A 20754-nucleotide genomic window follows, 5' to 3' on the forward strand; every position below is an offset into this window, starting at 1 on the left:
GATTTTGAAATGAAGGGGTTTTGTTGAATCGGAAACTTATTATCTTTTGTGAAATCCTTTTTTGTAATAGACAAAGACTAACCCTATTATCCATATAGGACCTACGATTAGGGCAATACGTGTATCGGGGAAATAAGCCATGAGGCCAAGAACCAATACTAAGAAAGCTAATGCTAAATAAGAACCTACTGGGTAGAACAAAGCTTTATAGGAAAGCCTTGATACTTCCCCTTTTGTAAGTGTTTTGCGGAATTTCAATTGGGATAATAATATAATTCCCCATGTCCAAACGGCTCCGAAAGTCGAAATACTCGTTACCCAAATGAATACTTTTTCAGGAACTAAGTAGTTTAATACAACGCCGACTAATAACAAGAAGGCAGAAAAGATAATAGCCTTGGAAGGTACTCCCGTTCTACTAATGCTAGCGAATGAATTAGGAGCTTGTTTCTGCTCAGCCAAATTAAATAACATACGTCCTGTGCTGAAAATACCACTATTACAACTAGATAATGCTGCTGTAAGCACAACAAAGTTTATAATACCTGCTGCTGGACCAATTCCAATTTTCTCGAACATTAAAACGAAAGGACTTCCATTGGCTCCTATTTCATTCCATGGATAAATGGACATGATTACAAACAATGCCCCGACATAGAAAAGCAAAATACGCCAAAACACCGTGTCGATTGCTTTTGGAATAACCGTTTTAGGGTTTTTGGCTTCCCCTGCAGTTACACCAATCATTTCGACACCCAAATAAGCAAACATGACCATCTGTAAGGACATAAATATGCCAGTAACTCCATTTGGCGCAAATCCGCCGTTCGACCATAAATTACTTATGCCGACAGCAACTCCGCCATTACCAAGACCAAAGAGAATGACACCTAGCCCAACAAAAATCATCGCTAATATGGCAATAATTTTAATAAGTGCAAACCAAAACTCAAATTCCCCATAAGCTTTTACAGCAATTAAGTTAACCAATGTCATAATAACTAATGCCGCTAATGCCCAAATCCAAGGGGCTGTGTCTGGATACCACATTTTCATATATACTCCAACAGCAGTAATCTCTGCCATACAAGTAACTACCCATAAAAACCAATAATTCCATCCAGTTATGTATCCTGCAAGAGGGCCAAGATAATCCTTTGCATACCGACTAAATGAACCTGAAACTGGATTATGTACGGCCATTTCACCCAGTGCACGCATAATAATGAAAATGGCTATTCCTCCGACAATATAGGAAATCAGAATAGCAGGTCCTGCCAGCTGTATGGCTGTAGCTGAACCTAAAAATAGACCAACTCCGATTGCTGCTCCTAATGACATCAAGGTGATATGTCGCTGTTCTAATCCTCGCTGTAACTGCTGATTTCCACCCAAGCTATGTCACTCCTTATAAATTTAATACTCTGCAAGATAAAACTCTATCACAATAATATACGTATTGGGAACAGTCTATCATACTTATATTGTGATAAAATTATGAATACAAAGCATGATAGATTGGAGTTAAAAGATGAAAGTTGTATCGATTCGTCCTATTATCGAAAAAGAGCTTGTTCGACTGTGGGAATTAAGTGCAAAGGAAAGTGCTCCCGAATGGAAAAAATGGGATGCACCTTATTATCCCCATATTCCTTCAACTTTAGAACAATTTTTAGAAAAGAAAGATCAACTCGCCAACCAAGAAGATATGTGGGGGATTTATGTAGATGGAGAATTAGTCGGCTCGCTCTGTTACTACTGGGAGCATGAAGAATCCCTTTGGCTAGAAATGGGGATTGTCATTTATGAACCCCAATTTTGGAGTGGGGGAATAGGTACAGAGGCACTCCGAATGTGGATTAATCATTTATTTAAAGAACTACCACTTGTTCGTGTTGGCTATACAACCTGGTCAGGCAATGAACGGATGATTAAAGTCGGTGAAAAGTTAGGAATGACAATGGAAGCAAGACTTCGAAAATGTCGATTCTTTAACGGTGTATATTATGACTCTATTCGAATGGGTTTATTAAGAGAAGAATGGGAAGAGCTTGAATGACTCCATTTTTGCAATTAAAGAAGAAGCATTGGGATGCATAATTACTACAATTGAAAGATTGGAGATAGTGAATGGAGCCAATAGTGATTGAAGAAACGCCGTCTATAGTTACAGTTAAATATGATTCAACGCCATACGAATTACCAGAACAAATGAGGGAAAAACATGAACACTTCTGGAATGAACAATTAAAGATAAATCCACATTTTCGTAATGGAGAAGTCTTTACCATTCAAAAAATTTGTAGAAATTCAGAGGAACTTCAAATTACTGTAGCAAAAACAGACTACAAGCATTATTTATATACGATTCGTCATGAAGAAAAAGTATTTCCGTGCAAAGTTATTTTTACTTGTGTGGCTGTTATTACAAAAGACAATTACATTGCATTTGGGAAAATGAACAAACATACTTCCACACCAGGTCGTTTACAATTTACAGGTGGAGGTTTAGACGAGTCGGATTTAAAAGGTGAGTTATTTAATTTGGAGAAAAGTATCGAAAAAGAATTGATGGAAGAAATGGGTTTATCTATTAACCCCTCCTATACAAAATCTTTTAGACCAATGTTTGTTAAGCACGGAGGATTAAATGATTTTTGGGCTGTTGTTTTCGAGCTGAATGTGACTTTTACATCGAATGAATTACAAGTTATATTAGAAAAACACAATATGAGTATAATAGGAAAAGGCGAACAACCAGAATTTGCTGAGTTCCTCTTAGTCGCATTAGATAAAGAAAGTGTGCATTCCTTTATACAAAATGATCTTTCTTTAAAAGAGGAATACTTAGAGCCAATTTTGGAGAAGTATATTGATCAAATGACTTAAGAATGACAAAATGCTGCAAGGGTTTGCTCCAGGCAGCATTTTCTATTGATCTAATATACATTTGACTGCTTCCAGTAAATTCTCGGCAATATAATCGGGTTCTACATCTTTCCATTCGACTCGATACTGTGATAAGGAGCCTTTTCCCCAACCAGTAAGCACTAATATTTTCAGCGCTCCAACAGCTTGAGCAGCTAGCATATCAGTACCACCGACATCCCCAATAACTACACAATTTTTAAGATTGAGATTGTATATGCTAGCAGCCTCAAGTAACATGCCAGGATTTGGCTTACGACATACACAGGAATCGAGAAGGCTATGTGGACAAATGAACCCATCATCAAAACCATAGGACAGAAATTCTTTTTGAAATTCCACTATGGATGCCTCTCCTCGACTCACTCGATGTTGGTTGGTGAATCCAAATATTTTAATTCCTTGGGATTGTAGTAACTGAATCGCTGTTCTACTAAACTCATAAGGAACAAAGTCATTTGGATGTATAAAATGACCTGTGCCACCAATTGTCCCATCACGATCTATAAAAACTGCTTCTAATTTCCTTATCAATTTATCCATTGCTCCATTAGTGCAATCTCTCTTTCACCAGAATTCATTTTAATTCGTCGTCCAATAGGCATTGTTAACATCGGGTGGGTATGGCAGCAGTCGAAGTCAGCAAGAATTGGAATTGTTGGAACTCCCATAATTTCTACTAAAATATCAGCCGGCATTCTCCCGGTTCCTTGATCATCAAATAATTCATGTTTTCCTAATATAATTCCAGAAACTCTATCAAATACACCATTTAACTTTAATAGGTTGAAGTTTTTTTCCACAACAGCTGCAGATTTCATCGTGTCTTCTATTAACAAGATATCTCCATCTTTTATTAAAGGCATAAACGGGCTTCCCCAAATACCATACATAGCATTCAAATTCCCACCTATTAATCTACCTTCAGCAGTTCCCTCATTTACGCAAGTCCATTCATTCGGTCTTAGTTGTTTGTCACAGGTTTTAAATTCCCAATTGAGTGGCTCATCTGTCCAATAAGGGGGGAGTGGAATATTGAAAGGAATTTGTTGCTCGTTTATTAAAATATCCTTGAAATAATCATATGTATAATTTACGTAGGGTTCAAACTCTCCAAATGACGGCACTAATGCTGGGCCATAAAATGTTGGTATTCCAGTTTGAGCATAAATTGCGAGTAAAATTGCGGTAGCATCGGAGTAGCCAATCATGATCTTAGGGTTTCTTTTAAAAGCTTCATAATCAATATATGGCAAAATAGCGTTAGAGTTTGTCCCACCAATGGTAGACATAATACAGCGGATTTCAGGATTACGAATAAGCTCGTTTAACTCCTGAGCACGTTCTTGAATATTTCCAGAGCGGTAAAAGTCTTGTTTCCCAGTTAAATTTCCCTCTATAATTTCAAATCCCTTTGCTTCTAAAAAAGTTCTAGCTCTTTCAAAGCGCTGGGGAGAAGAATGCGTAATCGGTGATGAAGGTGAATAAATTCCAATTTTGTCGCCTTTTTGTAACCTATTTAAACCTTTCATAGGGAGAATCATTCCTTTCAATAAACAATCGTAATGAGAGAATAAAATTACTAAAGATTTGACCATGAAGTTAAAATAATAAGTTGAATATTCTCTATTTAACATAACCTAAATATTATATAATTGGAACTACTTATATTAAATGAGTAATACATAGTAGAGAGGAGATAGATTAATGTATAAAGAAGAAATTGAGTTTACTAGTAAAGAAGAATTTTATATAAGTACGGATAAAAAATTATTGGATAAGGATGTTATCTATAAATTTCTTAGTCAAGAATCCTATTGGTTAGAAGGTACTTCAAGAGAATTAGTTGAAGCATCGATTGAGAATTCCATTCTTTGCTATGGGATTTATGAGGGGGATCCAACTAAGGGCAATCCAAAACAAATAGGTTTTGCTCGTGTTGTATCAGATCTTGTCCGATATTCTTGGTTGGGCGATGTTTTCGTACTTCCCGAGTATAGAGGAAAGGGACTTAGTAAATGGCTAATGACAATTATTACTGAAAATCCGAAATTGAAAGGCACTAATTTTCATTTGGCGACAAGAGATGCTCATACCCTGTACGAACAATTCGGTTTTAAGTCTGCGGAGAAAAGCGAAGTTAGTATGACCAGACCCCTTGATTGGGACGCTATTAATGCAATTTACAAAAAAGAAACGGTTTGAATCATTTTTGTATATCTTGTGACCTTTCCAAAAGAATACGTTTTCACTTATAGCTTTGGTTAGGAACTTTACATGGGCTTCTTATATAATGAGGGTAGAATTATGTAAGAAAGGATTCGCTCTATTATGCAATTAACTATTACATTTGTTGTTTTAGCGATCAGTATCGTTTTGTTTATAAGCAATCGAGTGCGTGCAGACCTTGTCGCGATTCTTGCACTTTTAGCTTTCGTTATTTCAGGTGTGTTAGAGCCTACGGAGGCGCTTGCAGGGTTTTCTAATTCTGTCGTTATTATGATTGCAGGGCTATTTGTTGTGGGAGCTGGAATTGTTCGGACAGGTCTGGCACAGTCTGCCGGGAATTTATTGTTGAAATGGTCGGGGAAAAGCGAGAGGAAATTATTCGTTTTATTACTTATTATTACAGGCAGTGTTGGCTCATTTATGAGTAATACGGGGGTAGTTGCTTTAATGCTACCGATAGTAATTAGCATTGCCATCAGTATTAATAGCAGCCCGTCTAAGTATTTAATCCCCCTATCTTATATTAGTAGCTTGTCAGGGCTGATGACACTAATTGCCACACCGGCCAATCTGATTGTCAGCCAGGTCCTTGTAGATAATGGATTTGAAAAACTAGGTTTTTTTGAAATTACCCCACTTGGAATTATTGGAATCACTACTGGTATCTTATATTTTCTTGTTGCTCGAAAATATGTGTTGCCGAATGATAAAAGAAAAAATAATGCCGGAGAAGGGCATAAATTATCTCCACAGCAACTGGCAGCAGATTATGAGTTAGGTGGTAACTTGCATCGTATTCGAGTGGTAGAGGGTTCTTCGATTATTGGAAAACAACTCGCGGAGTTAAAGCTTCCTGCAAAATATCATCTTGCTATTTTGAAAATTGACCGTAAGTCGATGGAAGGCATGAATATCCTACCTATCCGTTATCAGGAAATGGCTGGTCCTATGAGTGTGATTGAAGGCAAGGATATTTTATATGTTCAAGGTCCACTAGAAAATACTTTGCAATTTGTGAGAGATTTTCACTTAGAGGTTGATGAAGAAACGAATGCAGAGGAACTCGTTTCTAAACAATTGGGTATAGCAGAGGTACTATTAACTCCACATTCCAATTTGATAAACGAAACGGTTGGAAGTATTAGTTTCCGAGAAAAATATAACTTAAATATACTAGGCATTAATCGCAAAGGAGAATATGTATTAACCGAAATGGCGGAAGTACGATTGCGATTCGGGGATGCGTTGTTGGTCCAAGGAGCTTGGGAAGAGATTGAGCTTTTGTCTAGAGCTGTAAAAGATGTTGTGATTATTGGGCAACCTAAAGAGCATGCAAGTATGGCTGCTGCTAGTGGGAAAGCGCCAATTGCTGGAGCAATTATGCTATTGATGATTGGGTTAATGGTTTTGGAAGTGTTTCCTGCAGTCATTTCTGTTCTTTTAGCCGCTACTTTAATGGTCATGACTGGGTGTCTGCGTAATATGGATGATGCGTATGGCAAGATGAACTGGGAAAGTATTATTTTAATCGCCGCCATGCTTCCAATGGCAACTGCCCTTGAAAAAACGGGTGGTATGGTAATTCTTTCTGAAGGGATAGTTAATCTTCTTGGTGGGTTCGGTGCAATGGGAGTGTTAGCTGGTATTTACTTTGTGACGATGGTATTTGGTCAATTTATTAGTAATACTGCGACTGCCGTTTTGTTTGCCCCAATAGCAATGACTGCAGCCATTAGTTTAGATGCAAATCCGTATACATTTTTAATCGCTATAGCTGTATCTTCAAGTATGGCTTTTGCGACTCCTGTAGCGTCTCCTACTAATGCATTAGTAATGACAGCAGGAGGATATAAATTCTTTGACTTTATCAAGGCAGGAATACCCTTACAAATAATTATGTTCATCATTATGATGATTGCAATTCCAATATTTTTCCCATTGTAATTTAAAAGAGTTTCTCTTCCAAAGAGAGCTCTTTTTTTGTTTGACAATTTGTTGGAATATGATATAACTAATATTGTTAAGCCTAAAACAAAGTATGCAAGTAGGAATAATATGATTCAAAAAGGGGTTAAAAAATGGGCAGAGAATTTGTCGATATTTTTGATGGTTGGGCAGACTCTTATGATGCTTCCGTTTCGGGTAAAGATCCGGAGTATCGAGATGTATTCGAAGGCTATGAAACTATTTTAAGTGAGGTAGCTAACCGTGTTTCTGGTACTATTATTGAATTTGGAACAGGAACTGGGAATTTAACTGCCAAGTTATTAGAAGCAGGTTTTTCAGTTATTGGTATCGAACCTAATACTAAGATGCTTGAAGTAACCGCTAAACGTTTTCCTTCTATTAACTTAATTGATGGAGATTTACTTGAATTTGATGTACAAAATGAAAATATAGATGCATTTGTAAGCACTTATGTGTTTCATCACTTAACGGATGATGAAAAAGGAATAGCACTGAAAAAATATGCTAACCTACTTTCGAAAAATGGAAAGGTCGTTTTTGCAGATACTGTTTTTCTTACAGAGGAAGCCAAAAAAGCACAAATTGCTAAGGAAAGAAATCGTGGATTCTTAAATGTAGTAGAAGATCTGGAACGAGAATATTATACAACGATTCCTAAACTAAAAGAATTGTTCACAGAAGCAGGTTTTCAAGTAGAATTCGTGAAAATGAATGATTATGTTTGGTTAATGGATGCAACCAAAAAATAAGGAGCGATAACGATGAAAAAAATGAATGTAGAAAGCTTTAACTTAGATCACACAAAAGTAGCGGCACCATTTGTACGCCTTGCAGGTACAAAAGTAGGGAACAGTGGCGATGTAATATTAAAATATGACATCCGTTTTAAACAGCCAAATAAAGAGCATATGGAAATGCCTGGTCTACACTCTTTAGAGCATTTAATGGCAGAAAATATTCGCAATCATACTGATCAAGTAGTGGATTTGAGTCCTATGGGCTGTCAAACTGGTTTCTACCTATCTGTTATCAATCATGATAACTTTGAGGAAATTCTGGAAATCTTAGAAAAAACATTACAAGATGTTTTACAAGCAACAGAGGTTCCAGCTTGCAATGAAGTCCAATGTGGTTGGGCTGCAAGTCATAGTTTGGAAGGTGCGAAAGAAATAGCTTCTGACATGCTAGCTAAAAAAGATGAATGGCGTCAAATTTATAAAGAGGAAGCATAATGAACATTTTTAGTAGTGTACAAGATTTAATAGGCAACACACCCGTAGTAGAGATAAAACATATTCCTATTCCTAATAATTGCCGTATTTTCGCAAAGCTTGAATATTTTAATCCTGGTGGCAGTGTAAAGGATCGACTAGGCTTGTCTTTGATTGAAGATGCTGAGAGGTCTGGGAAACTTCTACCAGGCGGTACCATTATTGAACCTACTGCAGGTAATACTGGTATAGGAGTTGCTTTAGCTGCAATTGGTAAAGGATATAAAGTTATTTTTGTTGTTCCACAAAAATTTAGTGTTGAAAAGCAAACATTAATGCGTGCATTAGGGGCGGAGATAGTAAACACAGATACAGCTTTAGGCATGCAGGGAGCGATTAAAAAAGCTGTAGAACTAGTGGCTACAACACCAAATGCTTTCTCTCCTTCTCAATTTTCTAACCCTGCAAATCCAGCTACGTATACAAAGACAATCGGACCTGAATTATGGCGAGATTTAGATGGTGAAATTGACGTCTTTGTTGCAGGTGCAGGATCAGGTGGAACATTTATGGGTACTTCAATCTATTTGAAAAAACAAAAAGAATCGATTAAAACAGTTATTGTAGAACCGGTCGGATCCATATTAAATGGTGGTGAATCTGGTTCTCATGTGACAGAAGGAATCGGTATGGAGTTTCTACCGGACTTTATGGATACTTCCTATTTTAATGCAATCCATACTGTTACAGATGAGGATGCATTTCAACAATTACGAGCACTTTCAAAAAAAGAAGGCTTACTAGTCGGAAGCTCATCTGGAGCTGCTTTTCAAGCGGCATTGAAGGAAGCAGAGGTAGCGAAAGAGGGAAGTCATATTGTAACGATTTTCCCAGATTCGAGCGAACGATATTTAAGCCAGGACGTTTATGAACTTTTCAAGGAGGAATAAGGATGCGCGCTAAAACGAAGTTAATACATGCAGGAATTGTTGGGGACGAGGCAACTGGAGCAGTATCGACGCCTATTTATCAAGTAAGTACGTATAAACAAGAGGCAGTAGGCAAATTCAAAGGCTATGAATATTCACGTACTGGTAATCCTACACGTCATGCTTTGGAAGTATTAATCAGCGAGCTAGAAGGAGGAGTTGCAGGGTTTGCTTTCGCATCTGGAATGGCAGCAACAAGCTCTGTTATGATGCTTTTTAGTAAAGGTGACCATGTTATTTTAACGGATGATGTATACGGTGGAACTTTCCGTGTAATTTCTAAAGTATTGAATCGCTTTGGCATTGAAGCGACATTCGTAGATACTGGAGACTTATCGAATGTTGAAGCGGCTATCCAAGAAAATACAAAAGCAATTTTCTTAGAAACCCCTACAAATCCATTGTTGAAAATTACCGATATTGAAGCAATTTCCAAGTTTGCGAAAGAAAAAGGATTATTGACTATTGTAGATAATACGTTCATGACGCCATATTTCCAACAACCGATATCACTTGGTGCGGACATTGTCGTGCATAGTGCTACTAAATATTTGGGTGGACATAGTGATGTTGTGGCAGGTCTTGTTGTTGTAAACTCGGATCAGCTAGCAACTGACTTACACTTTGTTCAAAACTCTGTAGGAGCAGTTCTTGGGCCGCAGGATTCTTGGTTGCTTATGCGTGGTATTAAAACACTGGGTATTCGGATGGAAGAGCATAATGTAAATGCTCAACGAATTGCAGAGTTCCTAAATAATCATGAAGCTGTTTCTAACGTTTTTTATCCTGGTCTAGCTACTCATCCAGGACATAACTTGATGAAGAAACAGTCTACAGGATTTGGCGGAATGATTTCCTTCGATGTTGGAAGTGGGGAGAAAGCAGATGAGCTTTTAGCGAAGCTTCGCTACTTTACACTTGCAGAGAGTTTAGGTGCGGTGGAGAGTTTAATCTCAGTTCCTGCGCGAATGACTCATGCATCCATCCCAAGTGAGCGTCGCGCTGAGCTTGGTATTACAGATGGGCTTGTCCGAATTTCAGTAGGAATTGAAGATGTGGAAGACTTATTAGAGGATTTAACACAAGCACTCGCATAATGTTGGATTAAGCATATCCCTTTGCCAGAGGGGGTGTGCTTTTTTGTTGCTATATATCATTTAGTTGGAATGTGAACAGGTTTAGTTGGAATTTCAATATATAAAGAGAGGCTGCAACCTCTCTTCATTACTACCAAAAAAATGCAGTAGCTAGTACGATGCCTGTAATCGCACCTAGTGCAATACCGTAGCCAAAGTCCGATCCGTATCCTCCAAAGCCGAAAAATCCTAGTCCGTAACCACCAAGATTTTCATCAGGACGAATCCATACCATATTTCTATTAACTCTTGTAACCTCTCCACGATGTACTCGCCCTTGGTTATCTACAATTCTTACACGTTTTCCCTGATAGCTACAACAGAGATTATACATATCATTTTGATTCATCTATAGTCCTCCTCTCCCTAAAACTACATACAAGTATGTTCTGTTAGTTTATGTTGGTCCTGTGGACTTGCTAGAGACACTTGTCTATACACGGTAACTAAAATAAATTAAAAACATATGCTATAAGACAAAAAGGAGAGGGTTCATGTCGGTCAAAGAAACGAGAAATTTACTCTTTACATTTGCTGAAAAATGCGAAGAACAGCATGGGAGAGGGGCTGAGACTTTACAGCGAGAGATTATATGCGATTCAGTTATGAAGTTTTTCCCAGAGGTAAATTCGGAGGTCATACAATACGAACTTTTAAAAAATGGTTTATTTGAACCGACTGAATGGAAGTCTTTAAAGAAAACCGTGCGAAAATTAGAACTCAATCATGTTTGGGATATTGTGAAACAAGAATATAAATATTTGCGAGAATTATGGGGAGGTCCCAAGGTTTCTATTTATATTTATCCGATAAAAAAAGAAAGTGCACAGTGGAGAAAGGATTTTCCCCGTAAAAACGGGATCGCTTATCGAAATGTACTTTTTCTTTTCGTCTCTCCTGAGCTTAACAAAGAAGAGATTAAAGCATTAGTAGCCCATGAGTATAATCATGTATGTAGATTGAAATTTTTAAGTTCTCCGCCTGCAGCCATCTCCTTAGCAGATTCAGTGATTATTGAGGGGCTAGGCGAGTTTGCGGTAAAACAGTTGTACGGAAAAAAGTGGATAGCTCCTTGGACGAATATGTATCGTTTGGAAGAGGCGAAAGAAGTGTGGGAAAGGCATTTTGTACCTGGCTTGCACATAAAGGGTATTAAAAATCATCAGCTTTACTTATTTGGTCAAAATAAGACGCCGTTTCCGAAGTGGATTGGCTATCATATTGGCTATCAAATTGTGTATACGTACAATAAAAAACGTGGGCCTTTTGTTATGAAGGAATTGCTGCTTAAGACATCTGATGAAATTATAGCAGGCTCTGATTTTGCTATATAAACTGGAATACTTTCCTATACAAAAAGCGTCATCTCTGACTTTCAAGAGATGACGCTTTTTTGGAAGGAATTCATTTTTATCTAATATTGTAGCAGCTCAGAGGATTCACCATTACTCAAATCAATAGTTTCAATAAATCTTTCAACTGTAGTTGTTAAATACGTATTGGAACGTCTGATAAATACGGTTTTAATTTCACTGTATTTCGTAGGCAATAAATGACAGTGGATCAGTCCACGGGCCTCTAAATGGGACACTGCTGACCTTGGGATAAAAGTGATGCCTAAGCCAGCGACAACACTGCTTAAAATCGTTTCTAACGTTCCAAACTCCATTACTTTTTTAGGAACTATATTTTCATCTTTATACCAAGCTTCTAATCTCGCTCTGTATCCACAGCCTTTGCTAAAACATAAAAAGGGTTCATTTTTCAGTTGTTCTAGAGTTGTAGTATTTATATTCGATATTAATACTAGTTCTTCTTGAAAAACATCATGGGAGACAAGCTCTGGATGGGGAGTAGTTTCTGTAACAAAAGCTCCGTCTAATCGATGATTCAATACTTCCTCCTGCAGTTTTTCTGTGACACCTGAGAAGAGAGAAAGGTCTACCTCTTTATACTTTTTAGTAAATGTAGATAAAATAGTTGGTAGTTTTATAACAGTTTCGACTGTTCCAATTTCTAATTTTCCCGATGGGTGTTCTTTATTTTGCACTACCTTTTTCATTTCGTTGGTTAATGATAAAATTTGCTCACAATATACTAATAGCTTTTTTCCTTCAGGTGTTAAATTCATCCCTCTATTATGGCGGTTAAATAATGGTGTATTTAGCTCTACTTCTAATTTTTTAATACGTGCTGTAATGTTGGATTGAACATAACTCAGTTCTTTTGCGACTGCTGTAACTGTTCCTTTTTGTGCAACAAGTTGAAATATTTCTAAGTCTTTTAACTCCACCTTGCATTCTCTCCTTTGTAAAATTACATGATATCACAATAAATGATACATAACATCAAAAATAATCATTTTACATGATAGGTAATCATGACGTTTAATAGATAAGGGAATACGAGAAGGAGAATAAATTTTATGAAAAATAATATTTTTTTAGGTGCCTTATTATGTTTTATCGCAAGTGTGTCATGGGGAGCAATGTTTCCGGTAGCGCATCATGCTTTTACTTATATTGATCCATTTTACTTTACTATTTTCCGCTACGGAGCAGTCTCCATAATTTTAGTTTTACTTTTACTATGGAAGGAAGGACCAAAGGCGTTTCGATTGGAGGGAAAGGGAAGGTTATTATGGTTTTTTGGGACAATGGCTTTTACTGTCTATAACTTACTTATTTTCTGGGGTGAAGACTTACTAGGAGAACCAGGTGTTATGGTTGCTTCTATTATGGAATCGTTAATGCCCATGATTTCAATTATAATCGTTTGGCTATTTTATAGACGCCGTCCTTATTCATTTACAATTTTATGTGTGGTGGTTTCTTTTGTGGGAGCAATACTTGTTATTACTAAAGGTGATATCACTTCCTTTTTGACTGCTACCAATAATATAATTCCATCTATATTGATTTTCATCGCGGTTATTGGCTGGGTTATTTATACAATGGGTGGAGACAAGTTTAGAGGCTGGTCTGTGCTTCGTTATTCGACATTAAGCTGTTTACTAGGTACGATTTCTGCAGTTGTCATTGTAGCAATAGCAACGATGGTAGGATACGTCTCTGTGCCGACATTTGGTACTATTCAAACAGTTAGTCCACATCTGCTATTTATGATTGTCTTTCCTGGAGTTATTGCTTTAGTTGGATGGAATATTGGTGTTAGTATTCTTTCGCCTTTAAATGCTTTGTTGTTTATTAACTTTGTTCCTGTTACGACACTTGTTATTTCAAGTGTTCAAGGTAACCATATCTCTTCCTTTGAAATTATAGGAGTTGGTTTTATCATTCTGGCTCTTCTTGCTAATAATATTTTTGTCCGTTTAATTCAAAAGAAAGAGACGAGTCAACAAGTAAAGCAAAGTTTACAAGAGAGTATTTCCTAGTTATAAAGCGACTTTCACTACAATGAAAATATTGTAGAAGAAGGCGCTTTTTTTGTGAATATTTACGCTATACTAGTTTTAGTATAATAAGGTTGGTGGGAATAATGTTTAAATATATGGGAGAATTATTATTAGTACTTACCGCTATTATTTGGGGTAGTGGATTTGTAGCAAGTGCAGTAGCTTTGGAACATTATACGCCGTATCAGATTTTAGCTGGCAGGTTTTTAATCGGAGGGGTTATATTAAGTCTTATATTTTTCAAAAAGTTTAATAAGCTAAACAAAAGTACGCTTATTAAAGGAGCGCTATTAGGGCTATTTTTATATATTGCTTTTGCTCTTCAAACAGTGGGACTCCAATTTACAACACCATCCAAAAACGCTTTTTTAACAGCCGTGAATGTTGTTATCGTTCCATTTATAGGATTTCTTTTATATAAAAGAAAAATAGATATGTACGAACTAACTGGTGCTATTCTCGCTGTTGTTGGTATTGCTGTCCTATCTTTAAAATTATCTTCGGACATCAATGTGGGAGATGTATTGACCTTAGGTTGTGCGGTAGGATTTGCTTTTCATATTTTTTACACGGCTAAGTTTGTTAAGACGGAAGATCCTGTTGTGCTTACGATTGTCCAAATGGTTACTGCAGCAGTTATTGGTTGTATCGTCATACTATTTAGAGGAGAAACGAGTTTTTCCGTCGAATCTGAAGGTGTGCTGAATCTGTTATACTTAGGAATTTTTTCTACAACGATTGCTTTTCTCATGCAAACAGTGGCTCAAAAATATATTACAGAAACTAAGGCAGCCATTATATTAGCTACTGAATCGTTTTGGGGCATGGTCTTTTCCATTATCATTTTGAGTGAAATCATGACAGGAAGAATGATTATTGGAGCATTTCTCATTTTGTTAGCTATTCTAATTTCCGAAACAAAAATGGGATTTTTGAAAAAGGATAAAATGAAAACAGTCGGCTGATTTTACAGTTTGTGGTATAGAATCTCGCTGGAGCTTTTTGTGAAGATATGTAGTTTTACAATCGATTCACAAGATAGTATTATTTTGACTCCAGCGGCCACACTGTATGGAAGACGTATGCATTCATTCATGAGAGATGAATCATACTCGGGTTCCTGCATTATCCCAACATTGGTTTTTAAAATGAAAAAAATTTTCTCCACAGTCTTTTTACTTTAGTGTCCTTTTTTACTAAAGCATGATATTACCTCCAGAAACCTATCTTGTAAAAAGCAGCCAAATTAAAACAATAACAATAGCGATAAAAACCCAAGTAATGGCTTGGCTACTTTTTTTCATTACAAAACCTCCTCTTAAAACACTTTAATACTAAACTGTTTTTATTAAAATAAGGAAATATTTATTTCCTTTTTCTACTAAAATATGGACCTAAACTTGTTTCATGTGTATTAACGTATGTCCAAGTGAAATCCTTATCAACGACAAAGATATCACCTTCATTATAGTCATCTTTCTGTACAAAATCACTGGCAGTAACAAATGTTGCATTTTCTATGATCAACGCGTAATCAGAGTTTTGATAGAATACGTAACATGTATTTTTTGATATATTATTAAATGCTTCATTGGCTTGCGTTTCTTTTAAACAATCTCTTTTTTCATAACTAAAAATATGCCATAAGTAGCCATGAGCAAAACCGTTATAAGACAGATGAATTTCTTCCTTCTCTTTATAGCTAAGGTGTCCAGCAAAACTATCTTCCCATTGCTGCCGTATATAAGGTCCCCAACCTGGTATTTCTCTCGCCTGTACTTTTTTTATTTTAAGCCGATTTACTATATCCATAAATACCTCCATAAATATAAAAGTTCATTCGTTTCAAAAGTTCTAGCTAAAAGTCTTCACTAATTTGAACCAAACAATCTATGCCTCTTAAGTTGAACTTGGAAAGAAGAGGTGCTTATTATTATTCCACTAAGGATGCGTTGGTTGTTAAAAGCGTCTGTCTTTACTCATTAAATCTTCCCATGATTATGGTATTATAATAATTCCCATCTGATAGTAGCTTATCCTTCTTCAATACTCCTTCTTCTTCAAAACCATATTTTTTATAAAGCATGATGGCTTTTTGATTAGTTTCCAGTACGTTCAAAGTAATTTTCTTAATTTCGTTTGTATCAGCGAACTTAATTGTTTCTTTTAACAAGTTTGTACCAATGCCGTATCCCCAGAAATCCTTAAGTACACAAACGCCAAATGCAACTTTATGAGACATTCTTTTCAACTGACTTCCTTCACACCTTGAAAAGCCAACAACCTTACCGTTTGCTTCGCAAACTAAAAATAGATTATAAGGACTTTTGGTGTCTTCAATGATTAGTTGTTTAAAACTAGCTTCATCTATGTATGCTTCGCCCATTTCTCTATCCATATTTTCTGTTTCGCCATCTATCTGCAACCTCACTTCAGCTAAAGTTTTCGCATCCTCCTCTTTTGCTGACCTTATTACATAACTCAAATTTCGTATATTAAATTTTATTGGATTTCCTCTAATTACAAACATCTCCTTTCTGCAACTTTCTGCAGTTTAGTTTAAGCAAACACTTTCACATATTTTAATATTTCAATTTCTCTTCATGTATGAATCGTTATTTCTGGTAAAAGATAAGAACGAATCTTAGTTGTTTTCGATATGTTATCCCATATCGTCGCTATCATTCGTAGAACTAATGAAGGAGGAGTTAATCAGTGGGATTTATACATCGGCTTGCTTTAGCCCTCGTTATAATTGGTGCAATTAACTGGGGATTGATCGGCTTTTTCGAATTCGATTTAGTTGCTTCTATTTTTGGAGGTCAGACTGCAGCTTTTTCTAGAGTGATCTATGCATTAGTAGGAATAAGCGGCTTAATCTGCATTCCACTTTTATTTAGGACGTCCGAGGAAGAAGAGTTCGGAACAAGCAGACAAAGTTCTCGAAACCTTCAATATGGAACTGAATTCGGGGAGGAACCAGAATTCACGGATATAAATGAAGCAGCTTCAAAAGAGAATGAGAAAAATAAATAACTAAGAAAGGATAGATAACTGCACCTTCAAGCAGATTATCTATCCTTTTTTAATAAGCATTTATTTAAGCGGAAACTTATTTCCCCTTAAAAATCGGCTTTCTTTTTTCCCCGAAGGCTTGTAATGCTTCTAATCGATCTTCTGTAGGTATTGTAATTTCATATGCTTTTCTTTCAATACTTAAGCCAGTTTGTAGATCAACATTCATCCCATGTTTTACAGCGAATTTAGCTTGCTGCAAAGCAATTGGTCCATTTGCAAGCATTAGTTGTGCAAATGCCTCTGTTTCTTCTTGGAGAGCTTCTCGAGTTGTTACCTTTGTTACTAATCCATAGGACATCGCTTCATCTGCTTTTAGTCGTCTAGCAGTTAATATCAATTCTAATGCTTTAGATTCTCCTATTAGCCTTGGCAGACGTTGAGTTCCACCAGCTCCTGGGATTATTGCTAAACTTGTCTCCGTCAAGCCAAGTAGAATATCAGCTGAAGCAATTCTAAAATCACAGGCAAGCGCCAATTCTGTTCCGCCACCAAAAGCATAGCCATTTAGCATAGCTATAGTGGGTTGAGGAAGGTTTTCAATCGCTGTAAATACTTCGCCAATTTTATATATATTCCGTTTAACTTGTTGATCAGTTAATGTTTTTCGTTCCTTTAAGTCTGCACCAACACTAAATGATTTTTCTCCTGCACCCGTGAAAATAACAACACGAATATCAGGGTTAATACGTATAGATTCTGTAATATCTCCGAGTTTACGTAGCATTTCATAGTTAAATGCATTTAATGCGTCTGGTCTGTTTAGCGTGACATATGCTATATTCCCCTGTTGTGTATAACGAATAGATTCCATTATTATTTCTCCCCTTTCGACGTTCTTCCCCATTACCAAACATATCATGTTCCAAGTTTTCTGTCATCCACAGGTAATAATTAGAAAATACATCGATTTCCTTGGAAATATTTGCTACAATAGACATATTGAATATTTAGGATTTGAGGAGTTTGTATGGATGTTTTTGTGGCAAGACAACCAATCTTTACAAAAAATGAGCATATTTTTGCCTTTGAATTATTGTATCGTAATAGTGGTACGAATGTATTTCCTATTACAGACGGAGATTTTGCGACTTTAGAGGTATTAACTCATTCATTTTTGACGATTGGTATAAACAACCTTGTTGGAGAAAAATTATGCTTTATTAACTTTACAGAAAACTTATTAGATAATACAGTATTTGACAAGATTCCACCTAAACGTGTTGTTGTGGAAGTTCTAGAGGATATTTCGATTACGCCGTCTTTAATTGAAAAGCTTAAATATATTAAAAAACTTGGATTCTTAATTGCATTGGATGATTTTATATTACATGAAAATATAAACTTATATGATGAATTATTTAGTTTAGTTAATTTTATAAAAGTAGATTTTATGTTGAGTAAACCTTCTGAAAGACAAGTAATTGAAAAAATTGTGAAGAACAATTATCCTCATATTGTCCTGTTAGCTGAAAAAGTAGAAACGCGTGAAGAATTTTATCAGGCAAAAGAAGCTGGATACGGGTTATTCCAAGGGTACTTTTTTGCTAAACCTGAAATTATTAAAGGAACAGACGTACCTGCTAATATGGCACAATATTTTCGTATTATTAGCTTACTTAGTGACCCAGTTTCTTCTATTGAACAAATAGCAGAGGAAATAGAGCGTGATGTGTCGCTTTCCTTTAAAGTTTTGAAAATTATTAACTCTCCAACCTCCAGAAAAAGATCTAAGATTCGTTCCATTAAACAAGCTGTAGTGATGTTGGGCCTTGAAGAATTGAATCATTGGTTATATGTATTAATGTTAAGAGAGTCGACCGTAAATTCAAATGGTGATGGCATGGCTCTAATTGAAGCATCCTTATTTCGTGCGAAGTTTTGTGAGCTGTTAGCCAAAAATCATTCATTACGAAACTCTTCTGAATACTTTCTTGTAGGAATGTTTTCTTTAATAGATACATTATTGCATCAAAAGATGACTCTTTTGCTTCAAGAACTTCCTCTCACAGATGAGGTAATAGAGACGCTAGCAGGAGAAAATACTGATATGACTCCTTATTTAGAACTTGCCGTAGCATGCGACGAAGTTAGATGGAATGCTATGATCGCAGGTGCTGGAGCTATGGGTATTGATCATATTACATTAAACAAATATTATTTAGAAGCCCGTAGGTGGGCTATGGATATAGTAGCTTAAGAACAACTGCCATTTTTAGAGATGGCAGTTGTTCTTTTTAGTGATTGTTCTTTCTAATGTTTCATTTATATACCAATAACTCGTTTGTTGCTTTTTCCGATAAAAGTAGTACAATTAATAATAAGAACGTACGTTCCTAAAAGGAGAAGGAGGAGTAGTTATGCCATTAATACCGGAAGAGGCAATTCCATATCTTGAAAACATGATTTATCTTCCAATGGTCTTGACTATTTTAGAAAAAGATCGGACTATTTTTGAAAATGCTCCATTTAAATTGAAGCGTCCGTATATCGTTTTAGTAGAAGAAGCAGGAAAGCAAGTACAAAAAGAGTTAAAGCAGACGCATATGTACATGAAGCGTCACAGTATGAAAGTTCTTCGGGGAGAAGGAGATGATATGTTCACAGAGTATGTATTTTTTCATGGTGGCTATGAAGAACATCGTCGTTACTTAAATGTTCGTCTCCGCAATAGAGTTGAAGAACTACTATCTATATATTTGGCAGTAGTAGAAAAACTTCGTTAGTACTGTGTGTCTTTTTGAATTCGTGGAGTTTGCGTGGTGTAACCAGTGTTTATTAAATAGCTCATCCGTTTCAGTAAATGCATATTTAGTATATTAGCAAATCCAACCTGTCTACTTATTGTTTGTGGAGAAGAAGGAACGATTATTTTTTGACCATTTGTTAAAACAACGACACAACCTTCCTCAGACGGATAAAATCCTGCTATTGCCTTCAAAGAGAACCACACATTTAAATCAGATTTTGGCGAGAGTATTGGTAAGAAAATACATGGATTTCCGAAGTCATGCGCTATAAGAATTGGTAACTTTAAATAATTTCCAATCGCATCTCTCGATAATCGTACTGTATGCTGAAACGAAGAGCCATAAAAAGAACAAGAGTGACGAACAATATCAAAAGGCTTTTTACCTATAATATGGGATTCACCTGAAAAGTTAGTTACTTTCGTAAATATCATATTATTCACTATAAAAGGTTGAAGTACAGCGGTTTCAAATGAAATAAAATAAGATTTTTCTTCTGCTTTATTCGACATAAAAATCCACCCCTTTGTATTATATACCTCAATTATAGTTAATATTGGAAGTAAAGCAAGCATATATACCGAAATTTCGGAATATTCCATATTAACCATGTAATCTTAATTTTCTAAAAATGATTGCAAGTAGCTCGTTGCTTTTATATAATAGAAAAAAGACATCGGGGTGATGGAGATGGACAAACAATATTCATATGCAGATTTCTTGAAAGCAATGGGCCAGGCAGGGAAGGAAAGCTCTGCTGAAAATTTGTTAAACGAAATATATCTTGATATGTTTTTGAACATAATCCACCGGGAACAAAGTAGTAAACGTCTATTAACATTAATAGATGAGGCATTGGATCAGAAAGACATGGCAGCATTTATGGATTATACAACTGCACTTCATCAACTAAACAGTCCTAAATAATCAAATCTAACGTAAAAAACCACTTCTATTGAAGTGGTTTTTTTATATCGCAAAATTCTATTTCTTTTGACAAAATAGTACGTTAAGCTAAGAGAAGTTGAAAGATTTACCACTATAAGTGTTAAA

Annotated in this window: 24 protein-coding genes; 15 read left to right on the plus strand and 9 right to left on the minus strand. The window is 36.1% G+C overall.

Annotation, left to right across the window (positions count from 1 at the left end; genetic code table 11):
* Positions 1–39: 39 nt before the first annotated feature.
* Positions 40–1395 (minus strand): amino acid permease, encoded by a 1356-nt coding sequence (locus BM260_RS12145; protein ID WP_093537621.1) that lies wholly within the window; start codon positions 1393–1395, stop codon positions 40–42.
* Positions 1396–1531: 136 nt separating this feature from the next.
* Here BM260_RS12145 and BM260_RS12150 point away from each other — a divergent pair, with 136 nt between their 5' ends.
* Together BM260_RS12150 and BM260_RS12155 are read left to right on the plus strand one after the other, a co-directional pair.
* The gene (locus tag BM260_RS12150) at positions 1532–2059 is read left to right on the plus strand and encodes a GNAT family N-acetyltransferase (protein WP_093537622.1); all 528 of its coding nucleotides are present in this window, start codon (positions 1532–1534) and stop codon (positions 2057–2059) included.
* Between the two features lie 71 nt (positions 2060–2130).
* Positions 2131–2889 carry a hypothetical protein gene (locus BM260_RS12155; RefSeq protein ID WP_093537623.1) on the plus strand — a complete coding sequence of 253 codons (759 nt, stop codon included), beginning with the start codon at positions 2131–2133 and terminating at the stop codon, positions 2887–2889.
* Positions 2890–2931: 42 nt separating this feature from the next.
* Here the strand turns inward: BM260_RS12155 and BM260_RS12160 are convergent, their stop codons facing one another.
* Both BM260_RS12160 and BM260_RS12165 read right to left on the minus strand, forming a co-directional pair.
* The gene (locus BM260_RS12160) at positions 2932–3471 is read right to left on the minus strand and encodes an HAD-IIIA family hydrolase (RefSeq protein WP_245762724.1); all 540 of its coding nucleotides are present in this window, start codon (positions 3469–3471) and stop codon (positions 2932–2934) included.
* Positions 3459–4460, minus strand: coding sequence for a S66 family peptidase (locus BM260_RS12165; protein ID WP_093537624.1), 1002 nt, complete (start codon positions 4458–4460; stop codon positions 3459–3461). The genes BM260_RS12160 and BM260_RS12165 overlap by 13 nt, the downstream gene beginning before the upstream one ends.
* Positions 4461–4635: 175 nt before the next feature.
* Here BM260_RS12165 and BM260_RS12170 point away from each other — a divergent pair, with 175 nt between their 5' ends.
* The 6 genes from BM260_RS12170 (at position 4636) to BM260_RS12195 (ending at position 10422) form a co-directional block, all read left to right on the plus strand.
* Entirely contained in the window at positions 4636–5133 is a 498-nt protein-coding gene (locus tag BM260_RS12170; protein ID WP_093537625.1) for a GNAT family N-acetyltransferase, read from the plus strand.
* A gap of 126 nt (positions 5134–5259) precedes the next feature.
* Positions 5260–7101: an SLC13 family permease gene (locus tag BM260_RS12175; RefSeq protein ID WP_093537626.1), complete on the plus strand. Its 1842-nt coding sequence runs from the start codon at positions 5260–5262 to the stop codon at positions 7099–7101.
* Between the two features lie 134 nt (positions 7102–7235).
* On the plus strand, positions 7236–7874 hold the full coding sequence (locus BM260_RS12180) for a class I SAM-dependent DNA methyltransferase (RefSeq protein ID WP_093537627.1): 639 nt from the start codon (positions 7236–7238) through the stop codon (positions 7872–7874).
* A gap of 12 nt (positions 7875–7886) precedes the next feature.
* Positions 7887–8357, plus strand: a complete 471-nt coding sequence (locus BM260_RS12185) for an S-ribosylhomocysteine lyase (RefSeq protein ID WP_093537628.1) — start codon at positions 7887–7889, stop codon at positions 8355–8357.
* Positions 8357–9286: a PLP-dependent cysteine synthase family protein gene (locus BM260_RS12190; protein WP_093537629.1), complete on the plus strand. Its 930-nt coding sequence runs from the start codon at positions 8357–8359 to the stop codon at positions 9284–9286. Before BM260_RS12185 ends, BM260_RS12190 begins: the two co-directional genes overlap by 1 nt.
* A 2-nt stretch (positions 9287–9288) precedes the next feature.
* Positions 9289–10422 (plus strand): bifunctional cystathionine gamma-lyase/homocysteine desulfhydrase, encoded by a 1134-nt coding sequence (locus tag BM260_RS12195; protein ID WP_093537630.1) that lies wholly within the window; start codon positions 9289–9291, stop codon positions 10420–10422.
* Positions 10423–10552: 130 nt separating this feature from the next.
* Here the strand turns inward: BM260_RS12195 and BM260_RS12200 are convergent, their stop codons facing one another.
* A complete protein-coding gene (locus BM260_RS12200) occupies positions 10553–10810 on the minus strand; it encodes a hypothetical protein (RefSeq protein ID WP_093537631.1) in 258 nt (85 codons plus the stop codon).
* Between the two features lie 145 nt (positions 10811–10955).
* Here BM260_RS12200 and BM260_RS12205 point away from each other — a divergent pair, with 145 nt between their 5' ends.
* Positions 10956–11795: a DUF2268 domain-containing protein gene (locus tag BM260_RS12205; protein WP_093537632.1), complete on the plus strand. Its 840-nt coding sequence runs from the start codon at positions 10956–10958 to the stop codon at positions 11793–11795.
* An 80-nt stretch (positions 11796–11875) separates the two neighbouring features.
* On the opposite strand, the gene BM260_RS12210 is transcribed toward BM260_RS12205, so the two are convergent.
* A complete protein-coding gene (locus tag BM260_RS12210; protein ID WP_093537633.1) occupies positions 11876–12754 on the minus strand; it encodes a LysR family transcriptional regulator in 879 nt (292 codons plus the stop codon).
* Between the two features lie 132 nt (positions 12755–12886).
* On the opposite strand from BM260_RS12210, the gene BM260_RS12215 reads away from it, so the two are divergent.
* A complete protein-coding gene (locus tag BM260_RS12215; RefSeq protein WP_093537634.1) occupies positions 12887–13855 on the plus strand; it encodes a DMT family transporter in 969 nt (322 codons plus the stop codon).
* Positions 13856–13959: 104 nt separating this feature from the next.
* Complete coding sequence (locus BM260_RS12220; protein WP_093537635.1) at positions 13960–14841, plus strand: DMT family transporter; 882 nt, start codon at positions 13960–13962, stop codon at positions 14839–14841.
* A gap of 400 nt (positions 14842–15241) precedes the next feature.
* On the opposite strand, the gene BM260_RS12225 is transcribed toward BM260_RS12220, so the two are convergent.
* Both BM260_RS12225 and BM260_RS12230 read right to left on the minus strand, forming a co-directional pair.
* Positions 15242–15688: a DUF4275 family protein gene (locus BM260_RS12225; protein WP_093537636.1), complete on the minus strand. Its 447-nt coding sequence runs from the start codon at positions 15686–15688 to the stop codon at positions 15242–15244.
* Positions 15689–15851: 163 nt separating this feature from the next.
* The gene (locus BM260_RS12230; protein ID WP_093537637.1) at positions 15852–16406 is read right to left on the minus strand and encodes a GNAT family N-acetyltransferase; all 555 of its coding nucleotides are present in this window, start codon (positions 16404–16406) and stop codon (positions 15852–15854) included.
* Positions 16407–16591: 185 nt separating this feature from the next.
* Between BM260_RS12230 and BM260_RS12235 the strand changes: the two genes are divergently transcribed.
* Positions 16592–16912: a DUF378 domain-containing protein gene (locus BM260_RS12235; protein WP_093537638.1), complete on the plus strand. Its 321-nt coding sequence runs from the start codon at positions 16592–16594 to the stop codon at positions 16910–16912.
* Between the two features lie 76 nt (positions 16913–16988).
* Here the strand turns inward: BM260_RS12235 and BM260_RS12240 are convergent, their stop codons facing one another.
* Positions 16989–17765, minus strand: a complete 777-nt coding sequence (locus tag BM260_RS12240; protein WP_093537639.1) for an enoyl-CoA hydratase-related protein — start codon at positions 17763–17765, stop codon at positions 16989–16991.
* 156 nt (positions 17766–17921) lie between these two features.
* Here BM260_RS12240 and BM260_RS12245 point away from each other — a divergent pair, with 156 nt between their 5' ends.
* Both BM260_RS12245 and BM260_RS12250 read left to right on the plus strand, forming a co-directional pair.
* Positions 17922–19151: an EAL and HDOD domain-containing protein gene (locus tag BM260_RS12245; protein ID WP_093537640.1), complete on the plus strand. Its 1230-nt coding sequence runs from the start codon at positions 17922–17924 to the stop codon at positions 19149–19151.
* 160 nt (positions 19152–19311) lie between these two features.
* Positions 19312–19677, plus strand: a complete 366-nt coding sequence (locus tag BM260_RS12250; RefSeq protein WP_093537641.1) for a hypothetical protein — start codon at positions 19312–19314, stop codon at positions 19675–19677.
* Here BM260_RS12250 and BM260_RS12255 read toward each other — a convergent pair.
* Complete coding sequence (locus tag BM260_RS12255) at positions 19674–20213, minus strand: competence protein ComK (protein ID WP_175496285.1); 540 nt, start codon at positions 20211–20213, stop codon at positions 19674–19676. The genes BM260_RS12250 and BM260_RS12255 overlap by 4 nt on opposite strands.
* A gap of 178 nt (positions 20214–20391) precedes the next feature.
* Between BM260_RS12255 and BM260_RS12260 the strand changes: the two genes are divergently transcribed.
* Positions 20392–20628, plus strand: coding sequence for an IDEAL domain-containing protein (locus BM260_RS12260; RefSeq protein ID WP_093537643.1), 237 nt, complete (start codon positions 20392–20394; stop codon positions 20626–20628).
* Positions 20629–20754: the final 126 nt, after the last annotated feature.

Origin of the sequence: Psychrobacillus psychrotolerans, from assembly GCF_900115805.1 — a bacterium.
Lineage (GTDB): Bacteria > Bacillota > Bacilli > Bacillales_A > Planococcaceae > Psychrobacillus > Psychrobacillus psychrotolerans.

Coding starts and splice junctions, on each gene's coding strand:
- BM260_RS12150 (WP_093537622.1), top strand. CDS start 1,532: ATGAAAGTTGTATCGATTCGTCCTATTATCGAAAAAGAGCTTGTTCGA.
- BM260_RS12155 (WP_093537623.1), top strand. CDS start 2,131: ATGGAGCCAATAGTGATTGAAGAAACGCCGTCTATAGTTACAGTTAAA.
- BM260_RS12160 (WP_245762724.1), bottom strand. CDS start 3,471: ATGGATAAATTGATAAGGAAATTAGAAGCAGTTTTTATAGATCGTGAT.
- BM260_RS12165 (WP_093537624.1), bottom strand. CDS start 4,460: ATGAAAGGTTTAAATAGGTTACAAAAAGGCGACAAAATTGGAATTTAT.
- BM260_RS12170 (WP_093537625.1), top strand. CDS start 4,636: ATGTATAAAGAAGAAATTGAGTTTACTAGTAAAGAAGAATTTTATATA.
- BM260_RS12175 (WP_093537626.1), top strand. CDS start 5,260: ATGCAATTAACTATTACATTTGTTGTTTTAGCGATCAGTATCGTTTTG.
- BM260_RS12180 (WP_093537627.1), top strand. CDS start 7,236: ATGGGCAGAGAATTTGTCGATATTTTTGATGGTTGGGCAGACTCTTAT.
- BM260_RS12185 (WP_093537628.1), top strand. CDS start 7,887: ATGAAAAAAATGAATGTAGAAAGCTTTAACTTAGATCACACAAAAGTA.
- BM260_RS12190 (WP_093537629.1), top strand. CDS start 8,357: ATGAACATTTTTAGTAGTGTACAAGATTTAATAGGCAACACACCCGTA.
- BM260_RS12195 (WP_093537630.1), top strand. CDS start 9,289: ATGCGCGCTAAAACGAAGTTAATACATGCAGGAATTGTTGGGGACGAG.
- BM260_RS12200 (WP_093537631.1), bottom strand. CDS start 10,810: ATGAATCAAAATGATATGTATAATCTCTGTTGTAGCTATCAGGGAAAA.
- BM260_RS12205 (WP_093537632.1), top strand. CDS start 10,956: ATGTCGGTCAAAGAAACGAGAAATTTACTCTTTACATTTGCTGAAAAA.
- BM260_RS12215 (WP_093537634.1), top strand. CDS start 12,887: ATGAAAAATAATATTTTTTTAGGTGCCTTATTATGTTTTATCGCAAGT.
- BM260_RS12220 (WP_093537635.1), top strand. CDS start 13,960: ATGTTTAAATATATGGGAGAATTATTATTAGTACTTACCGCTATTATT.
- BM260_RS12225 (WP_093537636.1), bottom strand. CDS start 15,688: ATGGATATAGTAAATCGGCTTAAAATAAAAAAAGTACAGGCGAGAGAA.
- BM260_RS12230 (WP_093537637.1), bottom strand. CDS start 16,406: ATGTTTGTAATTAGAGGAAATCCAATAAAATTTAATATACGAAATTTG.
- BM260_RS12240 (WP_093537639.1), bottom strand. CDS start 17,765: ATGGAATCTATTCGTTATACACAACAGGGGAATATAGCATATGTCACG.
- BM260_RS12245 (WP_093537640.1), top strand. CDS start 17,922: ATGGATGTTTTTGTGGCAAGACAACCAATCTTTACAAAAAATGAGCAT.
- BM260_RS12250 (WP_093537641.1), top strand. CDS start 19,312: ATGCCATTAATACCGGAAGAGGCAATTCCATATCTTGAAAACATGATT.
- BM260_RS12255 (WP_175496285.1), bottom strand. CDS start 20,213: ATGTCGAATAAAGCAGAAGAAAAATCTTATTTTATTTCATTTGAAACC.
- BM260_RS12260 (WP_093537643.1), top strand. CDS start 20,392: ATGGACAAACAATATTCATATGCAGATTTCTTGAAAGCAATGGGCCAG.